This window comes from Streptomyces sp. N50, from assembly GCF_033335955.1.
Taxonomy (GTDB): Bacteria; Actinomycetota; Actinomycetes; order Streptomycetales; family Streptomycetaceae; genus Streptomyces.
In genome coordinates this window covers 5800123-5816156 of the sequence record NZ_CP137549.1, presented here as the reverse complement: position 1 = coordinate 5816156, position 16034 = coordinate 5800123, and the positions used below count along the sequence as shown (strand labels likewise).

Here is a 16034-nt window from a genome sequence, read left to right as displayed (position 1 = left end):
AGAGGCGGACGTCGTAGGTGTGGTGGCGGAGGTGATGGCGGAGTTCCGGTACGGCCTTGGGGTGGCGAGGAGGCTGAGTTCGAGGTTCACCGTTCCGCCGCCTTGCGGAGGGCTGCGGCGAGTTCGCGGGCGGTGGCGATGTTGCAGTTTCCGAGCGCGACGAGGCCGGCGGCCAGGATGTCCACGCCGAGGGAGGGGAGTGTGATGCCGTGCTGGTCGAGGGCCTCGCGGAGTTCCTCCACGCAGAGGGTCGTGTCGTAGGGGTCGGACATGAACGGGTGCCTCCTGTGCGCTCTGTGACGAACTCCTCACAGACTGGCGTTCCGCTGGCTACCGTAAAAGAGGTTTCGCGTTCGCGACCGGGGCTGCGGAGGAGGGCAAGTGGTGGCACGGGGCAAGGACATCGACGGGTCGATGAGCGTTCCGACCTTCTACGGCAAGGAGTTGAGGTGGAAGCGGGAGGAGGCGGGGCTGTCGATGGAGGCGTTCCTCAAGGGCAGCTTCTACAGCAAGACGTACCTCAGCGATATTGAGCACGGCGAGCGAAGGATCCCGCTTGATCTGGCTCAGCACGCGGATCGGAAGCTGGGGACAGACGGGTTCTTCGAGCGCAACTGTGAGTCGGTGCGGAAGGCTCGTCGCGCAGGGCACGCCGAGTACTTCGCCGATGTCCTGGAGTTGGAGGAGCACGCGAGGGAGATCGAGGAGTGGGACCCGTCCCTGATCCCAGGCCCTCTCCAACTGCCGACATACGTCAGGGCCGTTGTCCTGGCAGCGCACCCGACGTACTCCGAAGAGTCGGTGAGGGAGAAGGTCGAGGCACGACGCAAGCGTGCCTGGCTCTACGAGGAGCAGGAGGCGCCTGAAAGCTGGCTGGTACTCCACGAGGAGGTCCTCAGGAACCCGATCCTGCCGCCCGGCGATATGGCCGAACAGCTCGCCCATATCGCAGAGGTGGCGCGTAAGCACCGCCGTTCCATTCCGCAGATCCTTCCGCGGAACTCAGGAGCGCACCCCTTCATGATGGGTACGACAAGGTTCCTGACCTTTGTAGATGCCCCGCCGGTCATGTACACGGAGGCCATGTACAGCGGCCAGCTGATCGATGATCCGGCGCTCGTGAGCCAGTACTCGAAGGCGTACGGTCGGCTCAGGGCCGCCGCGCTCCCACCCGAGGCATCCCTGAAGCTCATCGAGCAAGCAGCAGAGGACTACCGAAATGGCAAACACCCAGATCGACTTGAGTGACGGGATCTGGTTCAAGAGCAGCTACAGCAATGGCGACGGCGGCCACTGCGTAGAGATCGCCAGCGACTTCCCCGGCGCAGCCCTCTGGCGCAAGTCGAGCTACAGCAACGAAAGCGGCGGTAACTGCGTCGAGGTCGCCGCCAACCTCCCCGGCCTCGTCCCCGTCCGCGACTCAAAGGCCCTCCACCGCCCCGCCCTGATCCTCACCGCCCCCGCCTGGACCCCATTCATCACCTCCCTGAAAGCCGAGTGAACGCGAACCAACTGCTGGACCTGGTCCGGCAGATCACCGACTTGGACGACCCCGCCGTACGCGAACGCGCTGCCGATGAAGTGACCGACTGGACCCGTTCCTACACGTCGGCCGAAGCCATCACCCTGGCGACCGTGCTCTCCGCCACCGCGGCCCGCGAGCGGAACCACACCGCCCTGGAGGCGCAGCTCCACGCCCTCTTGGAGCTCACGTCGACCGGTCACGTGGAGGACACGCACATGGCTCATCTGCGTGAGATCGACCTCGCAGAACTGCCCGCCGAACTTCAGGGATACATCACCGACCTGCACCGGGCCCCTGTTGACGAGTCGGGGTTGCTACGAGCGCCGTAGCCGGTATCGTCGTCGGTGAAGAGGAACGAGCCCCCGCCACGGCGGGTATCCGTGACAGGGGCTCAGGCTCGCTCAGGAGCCTTCGGAGGCCCCTAATTTTGCTGGGGGCCTCCGGCTACCTGGCGCTCCACCAGAGCCACCACCTCCTCACGTGCTTGGCCCAGTTTTCCGGCAGCAGCCGGGTGAGTCGACACACAAGAGTCAGCCGTGGCTTGGCATGACGTCCCATGGGTGCGCCTCCCTTTTCTCAGGGAGGCGGCCTTTTTTCTTACCCGGAGCCGCCTCACTTCGGGCCGGGCCCCGAGGGGACGGGACCCGGAACAAGGGAGGCGCACCCGAGGGCGCGTCATATGACGGATATTACCGGCAACTCGCATATGCCGAGGACCACTTGAGGCGGACAACGAAAAGGCGGTCACCCCCACCCAGGGGCAACCGCCTTCAAGCGAACCGGAGTTGGCCGGTCGGGTCGGATCAGACCGCCGAACCCGCCTTCCACTGGGCCCAGTCCATGTTCCAGCCGTTGAGGCCGTTGTCCGGGGCCACCGTCTTGTCGCCCGTGTTGGAGATGACGACCACGTCGCCGACCATCGAGTTGTTGTAGAACCAGGCCGCCGGCATGTTCTTGTCGCCCGCGCCCTTCACGTCCTGCAGGCCCACGCAGCCGTGGCTGGTGTTGACCGAGCCGAACACCGAGGGCGAACCCCAGTAGTTGCCGTGGATGAACGTGCCGGAGCTGGTGAGGCGGATGGCGTGGGGGACGTCCTTGATGTCGTACTCGCCCTTGCCGTCGTCATCCGTGAAACCGACCGTCGCGCCGTTCATACGCGTCTGCGTGAACTTCTCGGACATGACCATCTGGCCGTTGTACGTGGTGTGTTCGGGGGAACCGGCGGAGATCGGGATCGTCTTGATCACCTTGCCGTCCTGCTCCACCTTCATCTGCTTCGACTTCGCGTCGACGTACGACACCTGGTTGCGGCCGATGTGGAAGGTGACCGTCTTCTGCTGCACGCCGTAGACCCCGGAGGCGCCCTCGACGCCGTCGAGCGCGAGCTTCAGCGTGACGGTGGAGTTCTCCTTCCAGTAGTCCTCGGGGCGGCAGTCCATCCGCTGGGTGTTGAACCAGTGGCAGACGACTTCCTGGCCGCTGGTGGAGGTGACCGTGATGCCCTTCTGGACGGCGGACTTGTTCGTGATCGCCTTGTTGAAGTTGATCGACACCGGCATGCCGACGCCGACCGTCGAACCGTCCTCGGGCGTGAAGTTCCCTATGAAGCTGTTGGCCGGGGAGACCGTGGTGAAGGAGGCGTTCTCGTGGGCGGCGAGCCCGGCGGAGTCCTTCGCGGTGGCCGCGACCTTGTACGTGGTCGAGCGGTCCAGCTGCGCGCTGGGCTTCCAGCTGAGCTTGTCGGCGGAGATGGTGCCCGCGACGGCCTTGCCGTCCGCGGTCGTCATCGTCACGGCCGTGAGGGTGCCCTTGGTGACCTTCACCGTGGCCGAGTTGTTGATGGAGGCGTTGTCCGAACCGTCCGCCGGCGTGATCTTGATCTGCGCCTCGGAGGACTTCTTCGCGGCCGCCTCGTCGGCCTTGGACTGCGAGCTCTGGCTCGAATCGCTCCCGGACGACTTGTCGTCGCTGCCGGAACACGCCGTGAGCACGAGCACACCGCCGAGCAGTGCGGACGCGGCCACAAGACCCTTGCGCCGCTTACTGTCCGTCATCACACGCTTCTCCATCGTTGCCGAATCCCCAAAAACCCCGAGCGCCCCGTAAACAGTTTCTTAAGAAACCAACGCTACGACCGCAGCGTCCCGTTCCGCCTACCCAGCAGATGTGGGGCACACCACGTCCACCGTGACCCCTGACATTCCTGGGACGACGAAACCCCGGGCAGCGGTTGCCGCCCGGGGTCACCTGCTCCCGCGCACGGCTCAGCCGACCACTGCCACCCCGTCTGCTTCCTCATCGCCGTCGACATCATCCTCGTCGATGTCCCAATCCGGCGAATCCGGGTCGTAGTCGATCTCCTCGCTGCTCCACGAGGCCTGGGCGAGCTCGACCCCGGGCATCTCGCTGACCAGGTCGAACGGGTCCACGAGATAGGCGAGCGCCTCGGCGGTGTCTTCCGTCACAGCGGTCTCGGCATGCCCGCGCTCGTCGCCGGGCAGCTCGGGATCCCCGGCGATCTTGGCCAGCGCGGCCTTGGTCACGGCGTCCTCGTTCTCCACTTCAAGAACGAGTTCGACACGAAGGCGTACAAAACGTGATGTCTCTTGGGTGCTCATGCCGGGAGCGTACGGCCCACAGCTCCCGTGACTTTCCCGCGACCCGCACAGTTCATTAGCATCGCTCCACACGGCCAATTCGCCAGCGCCACAAGGGGATCGATATTCCGTGTCAACCGCTCGCCGAACGATGCTGACCGCCACCGCCGCGGGCACCCTGCTGGGCGCCCTCTGGTTCGTCCCCTCCGCCAACGCGACGGTGACCGACCAGGCCAGAGTGGAGACTTCGGCGACACCTGCCTCGCAGGTCACCCAGCAGGCCCGGGTCACCTCGACGGCCGTCACCGCCTCCTCCGACGACACCCAACTCGCCGACACCGGCAGCCCGAACACCACGCCGTACATCGTCGGCGGCACGGTGTTCCTCGGCCTCGGCGCCGGTTTCGTGGCGTATTCGGTACGACGGGAACGCCTGGGCTTTTAACTTGCTTGACGGTTACTTGACTCAAGCTTCATAGTCCGCTCATGAAGAGATCATCGGGCATACGGCTGTGCGTCACCGTCGCGGTGGGCGCACTGTCGCTGGCCCTCATCACCGGTTGTTCCGACGGCGGTTCGGACAAGGCCGAGAGCAACACCGAGAAAGCCGCGCAGGGTTCGGAGAAGAACACCGCCAAGGCGCTCACCGTCGCCGAGTTGAAGAAGCGGATCCTCACCCAGGCGGACGTCACCGGCTACGAGGTCGGGGCGGTCAGCGGCGGCGTCGCCAGGGCCGCCATCAAGGCCGAGGAGAAGTGCAAGCCGCTGCTCTACCCCATGAGCGGCCTCGCCCCGACCGTCGCGTCCGCGGAGACCAACCGCATGGCCACCGAGGAGAAGAAGCCCTCGGCCGCCGCCACCGACCTGGACGACATGAGCGAAGCCGAGATGGACAAGGCGCTCACCGAGTCGATGAGCATCGACGTCACCATCGTCACGCTCTCCTCGTACGACGGCGACGGCGCCCAGAAGGCCGTCAAGGCCGTGTCCGACGCGGTCACGGACTGCGCCGGCGGCTTCACGGCGGCGTCGGGCAGCGACGAGCAGAAGTTCTCGAAGGTCGTCACCGAGAAGGGCTCGGGGACCGGCGACGAGTCGGTGGCGTTCGCGGCCAACGGCGAGATGGACGACACGGAGGGCAAGGCGGCCGTCGTGCACGTCGAGGTGGTCCGCCACGGGAACACCGTCGCGTCGTACTACACGATGAACCTCGGCAAGATGGTCTCCGACAAGGCCTACACGATCCCCGCCGCGATCATCACCGCGCAGTCCGCCAAGCTGAAGTGACGTACGGGGCCCGGCCGTTGCCATGGCAGGGCCCCAACTGCCCTACCGCAGCGGCCCGGTGACCTTCTCCACGGCCTCGACGACATGCCCGCCGCGCACGAACGCGTCGGCCGCCGCGAGGTCGGGAGACAGGAACCGGTCAGGACCCGGACCCTCAACTCCCGCCGCCCGTACGGCATCGATGACCGCCCGGGACGCCGGCGCCGGGGCCAGCCCCTCGCGCAGCTCCACGGCACGCGTCGCCGCGTACAGCTCGACGGCGATGATCCGGGTGAGGTTGTCGACGGCGGTGCGGAGCTTGCGCGCGGCCGACCAGCCCATGGAGACGTGGTCCTCCTGCATCGCGGAGGAGGGGATGGAGTCGGCGGAGGCGGGCACCGCCAGCCGCTTCATCTCACTCACCAGCGCGGCCTGCGTGTACTGGGCGATCATCAGCCCGGAGTCGACACCGGCGTCGTCCGCGAGGAACGGCGGCAGCCCGTGCGAGCGGTTCTTGTCGAGGAGGCGGTCGGTACGGCGTTCCGCGATCGAGCCCAGGTCGGCGACGGCGATGGCGAGGAAGTCGAGGACGTAAGCCACCGGCGCGCCATGGAAGTTGCCGTTGGACTCGACCCGGCCGTCCGGCAGCACAACGGGGTTGTCGACGGCGGACGCCAACTCCCGCTCCGCGACGAGCCGTGCGTGCGCGATGGTGTCCCGCCCCGCGCCGGCGACCTGCGGGGCGCAGCGCACCGAGTACGCGTCCTGGACACGGGGCGCGCCGTCCTGGTGGTGCCCGGTGAGCTCCGAACCGGCAAGCACGGCAAGCATGTTGGCGGCGCTGGCACCCTGCCCGGGGTGCGGACGGATGGCGTGCAGCTCGGGCGCGAGCACCTTGTCGGTACCGAGCAGCGCCTCCAGGGAGAGGGCGGCGGTGACGTCGGCGGACTTGTACAGCATGTCGAGGTCGGCGAGCGCCATGACCAGCATGCCGAGCATGCCGTCGGTGCCGTTGAGCAGGGCGAGGCCCTCCTTCTCGCGCAACTCGACCGGAGCGATGCCGTGTTCGGCGAGCAGCTCACCTGCGGGGCGTACAACTCCGTCCGGGCCCTCCGCGTCGCCCTCGCCCATGAGCGTCAGCGCGCAGTGGGAGAGCGGCGCGAGGTCGCCGGAGCAGCCGAGGGAGCCGTACTCGTGGACGACGGGCGTGATCCCGGCGTTGAGGACGTCGGCCATGGTCTGGGCAACCTCGGGCCGCACACCCGTGTGCCCCGAGCAGACGGTCTTGAGCCGCAGGAACATCAGCGCGCGCACGACCTCCCGCTCCACCCGCGGCCCCATCCCGGCGGCGTGCGAACGAACGATGTTGCGCTGCAACTGTGCCCGCAGTTCCGGGCTGATGTGCCGGGACGCCAGCGCCCCGAACCCGGTGCTCACCCCGTACACGGGCTCCGGCTTCGCCGCCAGCGCGTCCACGATCTCCCGCGCCGCGGCGAGCGCCGCGACGGCCTCACCGGAAAGCTCGATCCGGGCGCCCCCACGCGCCACGGCAAGAACGTCGGACGCGGTGACCCCGGACGTCCCCACCACCACAGTGTGCATATCCATATTCAGGAGCGTACGCATTGAATGCGACGGTGTCACTACCGGGTAGCCACTTAGACCCTTACAGGTAGGTCACGTCCGGCGGCCCCGGAAACGGCGCCGCTCCGCCGGCATCTCCGGCGTCGAGGAGTCCGCGAGCCGCACCACCGGATCGTCCGGCCCGTCCCGCCCGGCGACCACCGGCTTGTCCGCGCGCAGCGCCTTCGCGCGGTACTGGGCCGCGTCCGCCAGCCGGAAGAGCCGACGGCCGGAACGCACCGCCCCGATCGGATCCTCCGTCGACGCGACCCCGCACGCGACACCCTCGCCGAGCTCCAACTCGGCGGCGCGGCGGCAGAGTTCGACAGCCGCGTCGACCACTTCATCGGCGGGCGGCCCGACCGCGAGCAGACAGAACTCGTCGCCGCCGAGCCGTGCGGCGAGCGCACCCGGGATCATCGCCCCGCACAGCGAGAGCACCGAGCCGAAGCGTTCGAGGAGCCGGTCGCCGACCGCGTGGCCCCGGGTGTCGTTGACGCGCTTGAGCCCGTTGAGGTCACAGACGACGAGGCTGACGACGACGCCGTCGCGCCGGTGCCGTTCGATCGCCTCGTCGAGCCGTACGTCGACCGCCCGGCGGTTGGCGAGACCTGTGAGCGCGTCCGTGAAGGCGAGCCGCCGCGCCTCCTCCAGCCGCTCGGTCTGGGCGATCCCGGCCGCGACGACGGAGGCCAGCACGGTCGCGAAGTCGGCGTCCCCCCGGCCGAAGACCGGCGCACCGACCGGCCGCGCCACATACAGCTCGCCCCACGCCCGCCCGTGCAGCACGATCGGGGCGACGACACAGCATCCGCGCCTACGACGCCGTAGGGCGGCCACGCGCTGGTGGCAGTAGCCGGGGCTGCCCGCGGCCGGGCCCTCGGCGGTCTCGACCCAGGCGTTGGGCTCGCCGCCGCCCGCCCAGCGTTCGTGCAGGAACTCGGTGATCTCGGGGAACTGGTGCACGGGGTAGGTCTCGGCGTCCGGGAACTCCTCCTCGCCCTCGGCCCGCTCCCCCACGTTCACGAGGACGCGCAGCCGCCCCAGCTCGCGCTCCCACACCGAGAGCGCGGCGAAACTGCCGTCCAGGGCCCGGCATGCCCCGGCCGCCGCCGCCCGCCAGGACTCACGAGGGGTGTGTGCCGCCGCCATCCCCTGCGCCAGCTCCACCACGGCCGCGAGCCGCCTGTCCTCACCCATCACTCCAGGCTAGGGACATTTGGGGCATAGCGGGATATTGATGCGGCGAACAGGTGTCGGGTGCGGGCCGGTGGGGGCTGGTCGCGCAGTTCCTCGCGCCCCTGGGGAGGTGGTGCTGGGGGCGTTGGTGGGTGGAGGTCAGTGTCATGAGCGGATGAACGACAGCGAGGGCCAGCCCCAACCCCCTAGGGGCGCGGGGAACTGCGCGACCAGCCACAACGAACCCGCACCCGGCAACGCACACAAGCCCCCTGCCCCTCCCCCACTACTCCCCAGGCCACTCCGGCGCCCGCTTCTCATTGAACGCCGCGACCCCCTCCGCCCGATCCCCCGAGAACGCCACCGACCGCCAGGCCGCGTCCTCGACCTCAAGCCCAGCCCGCAGATCCAACCCATGCCCCAGCCGCAACGCCCGCTTGGCCGCGCGCAACCCGACGGGCGAGTTCGCGGCGATGCGCGCACCCAGGGCAAGAGCCTCCTCGCGGTCCCGGCCCGGCTCCACCAGGACGTCCACCAGGCCAAGTTCCGACGCCTCGGGTGCCTCCAACCGCCGCGCGGTGAAGATCAGTTCGGCCGCCCGCGCCGCGCCCACCCGGCGAGGCAGCAGCTGGGTGCCGCCACCTCCCGGAATCACCCCCACCGACACCTCCGGCAGCCCCACCACCGCCGTACCGTCCGCCACGATCAGGTCGCAGGACAGGGCGAGTTCGAAGCCGCCGCCGAGGGCGAAGCCGTGCACCGCGGCGATCGTCGGCATGGGGAGCTCCAGGACGCCGGTGTACGCGCCGCGTGCGAGCGGGCGCTGCCGTACGAGTTCCGCGTCCGTGAGGGAGTTGCGCTCCTTCAGGTCCGCGCCGACGCAGAACGCCCGCTCGTGCGACGAGGTCACCACGGTCACGCGTACGTCCCGGTCCGCCGCCAGCGCCGCGCAGGCCTCGGCGATCGAGACCGCCATCGCCGTGGAGACCGCGTTCATGGCCTTGGGCCGGTCCAGGACCAGTTCCGCGACGTACCCGTGCCGCCGCACCAGCACGAACTCCCCGAACCGCGACTCGAACCGCTCCTCACTCATGCCCGCCTCCTGGTTAACGTGGGTTAACAGACCTCGCCCCGATCATCGCACGCGGGTTCCCCGTTCGGGTGACATCCCGCCCAACTCCCGCCGCACCGCCCGTAGAAGCGCATAACGTGCGTCCGCCACACCACAGGGGGAGGGATCGTGACGACGACCACGAAGGCGGAGCGGGCCGAGGACACCGCGGAGATAGAAACGCCGCTCCCGCGCGGGCGACACCGCCGTCCCCGCCCCCGCAAGGTCCTCCTCGCCGTCAGCGGGCTCGCCGTGGCCGCCGGGGTGCTGAGCCTCGTACGACTGGCGCCCGAGTCGGGGGTCGGCGGGCTGGGCACGGCGGAGGCGGAGCCGAGCCCGGAAGCGAGCCGGAGCGCGGACCGTCCGGCGAACGCCGCCGCGACCATCAGCGCCGACCCGGCCGCGATCCCCTCCGCGACCTCGGTGATGGGCGGCATCACTCCCACCCCCACGGCGGCCTCCGGGGTCGTACCGACTCCGTATGCGACCGCGACGCCGACGACACCCGTAGCCGCGGACCCCACGACCGCCCCCGAGACGACGACGGCCGCCACCCCGCCACCGCAGGCACCGGCTCCGCACCCCACCTCGACGCAGACACCCACACCCACCCCCACACCCGGTCGGACCCCCAACTCCCCAGCCCCCACCCCGAGTCGACCGACCCTGTGCGTGCCGATCATCGGGCTCTGCGTGGACTCGCTGGTTCACCGTGATTGAGCTGACAGTCCCCCGTTTGTGCCGGTTTGTGGACAGCGTGAGACTGAAGACATGAACACCTCAGACACCACCCTCGCCAAGAACAAGGATCTTGTGCGCGCGTTCATCGACGCGCTGTTCACCAAGGGCGACCTCGGCGCGGTCGACGAGTACCTCGCCGAGGACTTCGTCGACCACGACCCTCCGTTCAACGGGCCTGGCGACCGTGAAGGCTTCCGCACCGCCGGCGCGCTGTTCCGGGAGGCGTGTCCCGACTGGCACAGCGAGCCGGACCTGATGATCGCCGAGGACGACCTGGTCGTCGAGCACTTCACCGCCGCCGGGACGCAGCGCGGGGAGCTTCTCGGCGTGCCCGCCCCGGCCGGAGGCCGCCCCTTGACCCTGCATGGAACCAACATCTTCAGGGTCCGGGACGACCACATCGTCGAGCGCTGGAACCGGCCCGACGAACTCGGCATCCTGCGCCAGCTCGGGATCGCCCCCTAGCGGAGACTTCCAGCGCTACGCCGGTGACGAGTCCCGGCGCGTGAGCAGCCACGGTTCGACAACTCCCAGGCCGCGCACGGGGCGTTGCCACATCGGCTGGAGGGCGAAGCGGTAGGTCGGGGGCTCCTCGCCCTCCTTCTCGGCCGTCGCCGCCGCTTCCGCCGCCTCCGCCTCGGAGGCCGGGGCCTCGCCGCTGCGGATGAGTTCCTCGGCGAAGGCGCTGTCGACGAGGACGGCGTCGCGAGGAGCTATCGACGTGAGCCGGGAGGCGAGGTTGACCGTCGTGCCGAAGACGTCGCCCATGCGGGTCGTCACCGTGCCGAAGGCGATCCCGACGCGGAGTTCGGGCATCGTCTCGTCGTTGGCCATGGTCTCGATGAGACGCAGGGCGATCTCGGCGGCGACTCCGGCGTCGTCGGCGGAGAACAGGACCTCGTCGCCCAGGGTCTTGATGAGACGGCCGCCGCGAGCCGCCACCAGGTCGGCGGCGGTGGTCTCGAAGGCCTCGACCAGTTCGCCGAGTTCCTCCTCCTCCATGCGCCGGGTCAGCCGCGTGAAACCGACCAGGTCCGCGAAGCCGACGGCCAGGCGCCGGTCGACCATCTCCTCGTCGTCGCCCGCCTGCACGACCCGCCCGGCCGACGCGGCGAGCTGGCGGCGCCAGACGTAGACGAGGAACTCCTCCAGTTCGGGCAGGAGCAGTTCGATGATCGGGTACGTCACCTCGGTGCGGGACATGCCCGGTTCCGGGGGCTCGGTCAGGCCCTCCAGGAACGAGTCCATCTGCCAGCCGGCCAGCCGCGCGGTGGTCTGCCCGGTGGAGCGGGCCACCTGCACCGCCATCGCCTCGCTCAGCAGCCCCGCCTCGACGAGACCGGCGAGGCGGCGCAGCGCGAGGACGTCCGCCTCCGTGAACGCCTTGGCCTGGCCTACGTCGGCGAAGCCCATGGCCCGCCAGAAGCGCGTGGCCAGCTCCATGGAGACGCCGGCGGTGCGGGCCGCCTGGAAGGGTGTGTAACGGCGCTCGGCGCCCAGGATGAGCCCTTCGAGGCGCAGCGCGAGCGGGTCCTCGCCGGGTTCGGCGGCATCGGGGGCCACCCGGCCGTCCGCGTCCGCGCCGGAGCCCGTGTCGTCGACGGTCACGCCTGCTGCCCTTCCGATCTGCCACGGTCAGGTATCGACCGGGCCCAATGCTACGGCAGGTGTGGGCCAGCTCACTCCGTGAGTCACACGGGAAGAGCCGCCACAAGAGCGGTCGGGGTCACGCGGGGCGCAGGTGGACGATGTCGCCCGCCCCCACGGGCTCCTGCACGCCGTCCTCCGTGGCCAGCACGAGCCGCCCGTCGCCGTCGATCGCGACGGCCTCGCCGGTGATGGAGCGGTCCCCGGGCAGCTCGGCCCGGACGACCCGGCCGAGCGTCGAGCAGCCGGCCGCGTAGGTCTCCTGGAGGCCGCTCTCCAGCGGGTCGCCGCCCGCCGCGCGCCACTTGTCGTACCAGTGCTCCAGGGACCGCAGCACCGCCCGCAGGAGGGGGTCCCGGTCGGTCGTGACCGCCCCCGCCAGGGCCAGGGAGGCCGCCTGCGGGACGGGCAGCTCGTCCTCCCGCAGGGTGACGTTGATGCCGACGCCGACGATCACCGCGTCGTCGCCCGCGCGCTCGGCGAGGATGCCGCCGGCCTTGCGCTCCTCACCGCCGACAGTCACCAGGAGGTCGTTGGGCCACTTGAGTGCCGTGTCGACGCCGGCCGCCCGGGACAGGCCCGTCGCGACGGCGACCCCGGTGAGCAAAGGCAGCCACCCCCAGCGGGCCACAGGCACATCACCCGGCTCCAGCAGCACGGAGAAGAAGAGACCCGAGCGGGCCGGTGCCGTCCACTGCCGGTCGAGCCGTCCGCGCCCGGAGGTCTGCTCCTCGGCGACCAGGACGGTGCCCTCGGCGGCCTTGCCGGCGGCGGCGAGGGCGACGAGGTCGGAGTTGGTGGAACCGGTCCGCTGCACGACCTCCACGCCGGTCCACAGGCCGCCCGCCCGCACGAGGCCGCGGCGCAGCGCGTCGGGGTTGAGGGGAGGCCGTTCCAGATCGGACCACCGGCTGCTGTTCGCGTCTGATGCATCTCGCGGCGTCATGCAAGCCACCCTAGGTGTGCGTGGTGCAAGCCACCCAAGGTGTGTTGTACGCCGCACTGCCGATCGGTAGGCCCGCCACTACTCTACGGATGAGTAACCCGTCCCCCTTTTGAGCAGGCAGGGAGCCGCAATCCCGATGTCCGAGCCGGAAGCGCCTCAAGAGATCGACATCCACACCACCGCCGGGAAGATCGCGGATCTTCAGCGCCGTATCCAGGAAGCGACGCACGCCGGCTCGGCACGTGCGGTCGAAAAGCAGCACGCCAAGGGCAAGTTGACGGCCCGTGAGCGGATCGACCTGCTCCTCGACGAGGGGTCCTTCGTCGAGTTCGACGAGTTGACCCGGCACCGCTCCACGGACTTCGGCCTGGAGAAGAACCGCCCCTACGGCGACGGGGTCGTCTCCGGGTACGGCACGGTCGACGGCCGCCCGATCGCCGTGTTCTCCCAGGACTTCACGGTCTTCGGCGGCGCCCTGGGCGAGGTCTACGGCCAGAAGATCGTCAAGGTGATGGACTTCGCCCTGAAGACGGGCTGCCCGGTCATCGGCATCAACGACTCCGGCGGCGCCCGCATCCAGGAAGGCGTGGCCTCGCTGGGCGCGTACGGCGAGATCTTCCGCCGGAACACGCACGCGAGCGGCGTGATCCCCCAGATCAGCCTGGTCGTGGGCCCGTGCGCGGGCGGTGCCGTCTACTCCCCCGCGATCACCGACTTCACGGTGATGGTCGACCAGACCTCGCACATGTTCATCACCGGCCCGGACGTGATCAAGACGGTCACGGGCGAGGACGTCGGCTTCGAGGAACTGGGCGGCGCGCGCACCCACAACGCGGTGTCGGGCGTGGCCCACCACATGGCGGGCGACGAGAAGGACGCGATCGAGTACGTCAAGCAGTTGCTGTCGTACCTCCCGTCCAACAACCTCAGCGAACCCCCGGCCTTCCCCGAGGAGGCGGACCTCACCGTCACGGACGAGGACCGCGAGCTGGACACCCTGGTCCCGGACAGCGCGAACCAGCCGTACGACATGCACACGGTGATCGAACACGTCCTGGACGACGCCGAGTTCTTCGAGACACAGCCCCTGTTCGCGCCCAACATCCTCACCGGTTTCGGCCGGGTGGAGGGCCGCCCGGTGGGCATCGTGGCCAACCAGCCGATGCAGTTCGCGGGTTGCCTGGACATCGACGCGAGCGAGAAGGCGGCCCGCTTCGTCCGCACCTGCGACGCGTTCAACGTCCCGGTCATCACCTTCGTGGACGTCCCCGGCTTCCTCCCGGGCGTGGACCAGGAGCACTACGGCATCATCCGCCGAGGCGCCAAACTGATCTACGCGTACGCGGAAGCGACAGTCCCCCTGATCACGGTGATCACCCGCAAGGCCTTCGGCGGCGCCTACGACGTCATGGGCTCCAAGCACCTCGGCGCCGACCTCAACCTCGCCTGGCCGACCGCCCAGATCGCCGTCATGGGCGCCCAGGGCGCGGTCAACATCCTGCACCGCCGCACGATCGCGGAGGCGGAGGCGGCAGGCGACGTGGAGGCGACGAGGGCCCGCCTGATCCAGGAGTACGAGGACGCCCTCCTCAACCCGTACATCGCCGCCGAACGCGGCTACATCGACGCGGTGATCCTCCCCTCGGACACCCGCCGCCACGTCGTCCGGGGACTGCGCCAACTCCGCACCAAGCGCGAGTCGTTGCCCCCGAAGAAGCACGGCAACATCCCCCTGTAGAGGAGCGCCCCCCATGAACATCAAAGTCGTACGGGGCAACCCGACCCCGGAGGAACTGGCGGCGGCCCTGGCGGTGGTCAGGGCCCGCGCAGCCGCGGCGACCTCCACCCCACCGGGCACCCCGAGGCAGCGGGACGCCTGGTCCGACCCGTCACGTATTGCGAGCGCGAGGCTGCCCCAGCCAAGCCCCAGCGCATGGACCCGCACTTTCTGGCCCGGCTAGGGAGAGTTGCTTTTAGGGGCGCGGGGCTGTGTCAATTTGCGGCTCCGCCGCGTGGGCGCGCCAAGCCCCCACTGGCCCGCAGCTACAAACAGCGCAACACAGCCTCACCCATCACCCCGTACCCCTCGTCATTGGGGTGCAGATGATCCCCGAAGTCATAAGCAGGGTGCAGCCGATCCGAATCCCCCGGATCGGCCATCACCCGATTCAGATCGACAACCCCGTCGAACTCCCCCGAACACCGCACCCACTCGTTGACCTCATGACTGACCTTCGCCGCCCGCTCCCCCCAGTGATCAGACCCCCGAACGGCAACAAGGTCGCCCCCATCACCCGGAGTTCACGCCCCTGCCGTAGCAACTCCCGGTACCCAGCGATGACTTCACCGGCCGAAACCACCGGAGCCGGCTTGTACGTAGGCTGCGCATCCGTCTCGCTGAACCCGATGTCATTGAGCCCCAGCAACACAACGACCGTGTCCACCCCGGCCAGTTGAAGCACATCCCGCCCGAACCTCCGCACCCCCCGCTCCCCGTACCACGCGGAGTCGTTGAGCAGCAGATTCCCCCCGATCCCCGCGTTCAGGACGGCCCGCCCCGTCCGCGAGGCCAACGCGTCCGACCAGCGGCGATCGGCCCCCGCCGTGGACCCGAACCCATCGGTGATGGAGTCACCGAAAAGAACAATCCCGTCCGCCCGCCCCGAGTCGGTCTCAACGGCGGAGAGGAAGTACCAGGACTCACTCGACTCGGTGAAATCACCCCCGTCCAGCAGACACCCCGCACCCCGACAACTGGTCGCGAACGCCTGCGCATGGAAGGTGGCCGGTCCGGTAGCCGAGTCGAAGTACAGCGTGACAACCACCGACTCCCCTGCTTCTACGGCGAGTTGGACCCCGTCGCTCACCAACTCCCCCCGAGCCGGCATCTCCCCCTCCACCGCACCCCCGAAGGTCAGCGGCACCACAGCCCCCGCACGCCCCACCGAGCCGGAGGCAATCCGCACCGGCGAGGTCCCATACGCGTTGGAGAACCGCACCCGCACCCTCTCCCCACCCGCCGTCAACCGCACGACCTGCCGCAACGACTGACGCCAGAACCCCTCACGGGACCAGTTCGGCGTAAAGCCCTCGCTGGGCAGCTGGGACGACGCGGTCCAGGCAGCAGCGAACATGACACACCCTCCAAAGGGAACCTTGGTTCCATTAGGTTAACGGAACCACAGACCCTTTTGGAAGAGTTGAGTACCCGTACTCAGGCGCCCCGCCCCAAACCACCGCAAGCTCGGAAGCATGTTGTGGTCCGACCCCGATGACGAGCCTCCCAAAGACCTGCGGGAGACAGAGGTCATGTTGCGGCGGCTCGGCATCCTCATGGCACTCGCGATGGTGCTGGCGATGATCGTGCTCGGGCTGACGTGAGCGACCGGGGCCGCGCCG

General features: G+C 69.2%; 19 protein-coding genes. 10 read left to right on the top strand and 9 right to left on the bottom strand.

The window, feature by feature from the left end:
* Nucleotides 1–86: 86 nt before the first annotated feature.
* Nucleotides 87–272 carry a hypothetical protein gene (locus tag R2B38_RS26290; protein WP_318018439.1) on the bottom strand — a complete coding sequence of 62 codons (186 nt, stop codon included), beginning with the start codon at nt 270–272 and terminating at the stop codon, nt 87–89.
* A gap of 112 nt (nt 273–384) precedes the next feature.
* Between R2B38_RS26290 and R2B38_RS26285 the strand changes: the two genes are divergently transcribed.
* From R2B38_RS26285 to R2B38_RS26275, 3 genes are read left to right on the top strand one after another with little or no spacing between them, the layout of a single operon-like run.
* Nucleotides 385–1248 (top strand): helix-turn-helix transcriptional regulator, encoded by an 864-nt coding sequence (locus tag R2B38_RS26285; protein ID WP_318018438.1) that lies wholly within the window; start codon nt 385–387, stop codon nt 1246–1248.
* The gene (locus tag R2B38_RS26280) at nt 1220–1501 is read left to right on the top strand and encodes a DUF397 domain-containing protein (protein WP_318018437.1); all 282 of its coding nucleotides are present in this window, start codon (nt 1220–1222) and stop codon (nt 1499–1501) included. The genes R2B38_RS26285 and R2B38_RS26280 overlap by 29 nt, the downstream gene beginning before the upstream one ends.
* On the top strand, nt 1498–1854 hold the full coding sequence (locus R2B38_RS26275; protein ID WP_318018436.1) for a hypothetical protein: 357 nt from the start codon (nt 1498–1500) through the stop codon (nt 1852–1854). The genes R2B38_RS26280 and R2B38_RS26275 overlap by 4 nt, the downstream gene beginning before the upstream one ends.
* 474 nt (nt 1855–2328) lie before the next feature.
* On the opposite strand, the gene R2B38_RS26270 is transcribed toward R2B38_RS26275, so the two are convergent.
* Both R2B38_RS26270 and R2B38_RS26265 read right to left on the bottom strand, forming a co-directional pair.
* Nucleotides 2329–3579: an Ig-like domain-containing protein gene (locus R2B38_RS26270; RefSeq protein WP_318018435.1), complete on the bottom strand. Its 1251-nt coding sequence runs from the start codon at nt 3577–3579 to the stop codon at nt 2329–2331.
* A 210-nt stretch (nt 3580–3789) separates the two neighbouring features.
* Entirely contained in the window at nt 3790–4143 is a 354-nt protein-coding gene (locus R2B38_RS26265; RefSeq protein ID WP_318018434.1) for a hypothetical protein, read from the bottom strand.
* A 130-nt stretch (nt 4144–4273) separates the two neighbouring features.
* Here R2B38_RS26265 and R2B38_RS26260 point away from each other — a divergent pair, with 130 nt between their 5' ends.
* On the top strand, nt 4274–4567 hold the full coding sequence (locus R2B38_RS26260; RefSeq protein WP_033280240.1) for an LAETG motif-containing sortase-dependent surface protein: 294 nt from the start codon (nt 4274–4276) through the stop codon (nt 4565–4567).
* Between the two features lie 41 nt (nt 4568–4608).
* Entirely contained in the window at nt 4609–5409 is an 801-nt protein-coding gene (locus R2B38_RS26255) for a hypothetical protein (protein WP_318018433.1), read from the top strand.
* Nucleotides 5410–5451: 42 nt separating this feature from the next.
* Here R2B38_RS26255 and hutH read toward each other — a convergent pair whose 3' ends face one another.
* The 3 genes from hutH to R2B38_RS26240 all read right to left on the bottom strand — a co-directional run bounded on the left by hutH (nt 5452) and on the right by R2B38_RS26240 (nt 9283).
* The gene (hutH, locus tag R2B38_RS26250) at nt 5452–6990 is read right to left on the bottom strand and encodes a histidine ammonia-lyase (protein ID WP_318021791.1); all 1539 of its coding nucleotides are present in this window, start codon (nt 6988–6990) and stop codon (nt 5452–5454) included.
* Nucleotides 6991–7065: 75 nt separating this feature from the next.
* Nucleotides 7066–8211 (bottom strand): sensor domain-containing diguanylate cyclase, encoded by a 1146-nt coding sequence (locus tag R2B38_RS26245; RefSeq protein ID WP_318018432.1) that lies wholly within the window; start codon nt 8209–8211, stop codon nt 7066–7068.
* A gap of 265 nt (nt 8212–8476) precedes the next feature.
* Complete coding sequence (locus R2B38_RS26240; RefSeq protein ID WP_318018431.1) at nt 8477–9283, bottom strand: enoyl-CoA hydratase/isomerase family protein; 807 nt, start codon at nt 9281–9283, stop codon at nt 8477–8479.
* 147 nt (nt 9284–9430) lie between these two features.
* On the opposite strand from R2B38_RS26240, the gene R2B38_RS26235 reads away from it, so the two are divergent.
* Nucleotides 9431–10021, top strand: coding sequence for a hypothetical protein (locus tag R2B38_RS26235; RefSeq protein WP_318018430.1), 591 nt, complete (start codon nt 9431–9433; stop codon nt 10019–10021).
* Between the two features lie 51 nt (nt 10022–10072).
* Entirely contained in the window at nt 10073–10507 is a 435-nt protein-coding gene (locus R2B38_RS26230; RefSeq protein WP_318018429.1) for an ester cyclase, read from the top strand.
* A 15-nt stretch (nt 10508–10522) separates the two neighbouring features.
* Here R2B38_RS26230 and R2B38_RS26225 read toward each other — a convergent pair whose 3' ends face one another.
* Nucleotides 10523–11650: an adenylate/guanylate cyclase domain-containing protein gene (locus R2B38_RS26225; RefSeq protein ID WP_033280236.1), complete on the bottom strand. Its 1128-nt coding sequence runs from the start codon at nt 11648–11650 to the stop codon at nt 10523–10525.
* A gap of 118 nt (nt 11651–11768) precedes the next feature.
* The gene (locus R2B38_RS26220) at nt 11769–12635 is read right to left on the bottom strand and encodes a biotin--[acetyl-CoA-carboxylase] ligase (RefSeq protein WP_033280235.1); all 867 of its coding nucleotides are present in this window, start codon (nt 12633–12635) and stop codon (nt 11769–11771) included.
* A 136-nt stretch (nt 12636–12771) separates the two neighbouring features.
* Here R2B38_RS26220 and R2B38_RS26215 point away from each other — a divergent pair, with 136 nt between their 5' ends.
* On the top strand, nt 12772–14373 hold the full coding sequence (locus tag R2B38_RS26215) for an acyl-CoA carboxylase subunit beta (protein ID WP_318018428.1): 1602 nt from the start codon (nt 12772–12774) through the stop codon (nt 14371–14373).
* A 13-nt stretch (nt 14374–14386) separates the two neighbouring features.
* A complete protein-coding gene (locus R2B38_RS26210; protein WP_318018427.1) occupies nt 14387–14596 on the top strand; it encodes an acyl-CoA carboxylase epsilon subunit in 210 nt (69 codons plus the stop codon).
* 207 nt (nt 14597–14803) lie between these two features.
* Here the strand turns inward: R2B38_RS26210 and R2B38_RS26205 are convergent, their stop codons facing one another.
* Complete coding sequence (locus R2B38_RS26205) at nt 14804–15769, bottom strand: GDSL-type esterase/lipase family protein (RefSeq protein ID WP_318018426.1); 966 nt, start codon at nt 15767–15769, stop codon at nt 14804–14806.
* Nucleotides 15770–15887: 118 nt separating this feature from the next.
* Here R2B38_RS26205 and mmpB point away from each other — a divergent pair, with 118 nt between their 5' ends.
* Nucleotides 15888–16016, top strand: a complete 129-nt coding sequence (mmpB, locus tag R2B38_RS26200; RefSeq protein WP_267885198.1) for a morphogenic membrane protein MmpB — start codon at nt 15888–15890, stop codon at nt 16014–16016.
* The last annotated feature ends 18 nt before the right edge of the window (nt 16017–16034 follow it).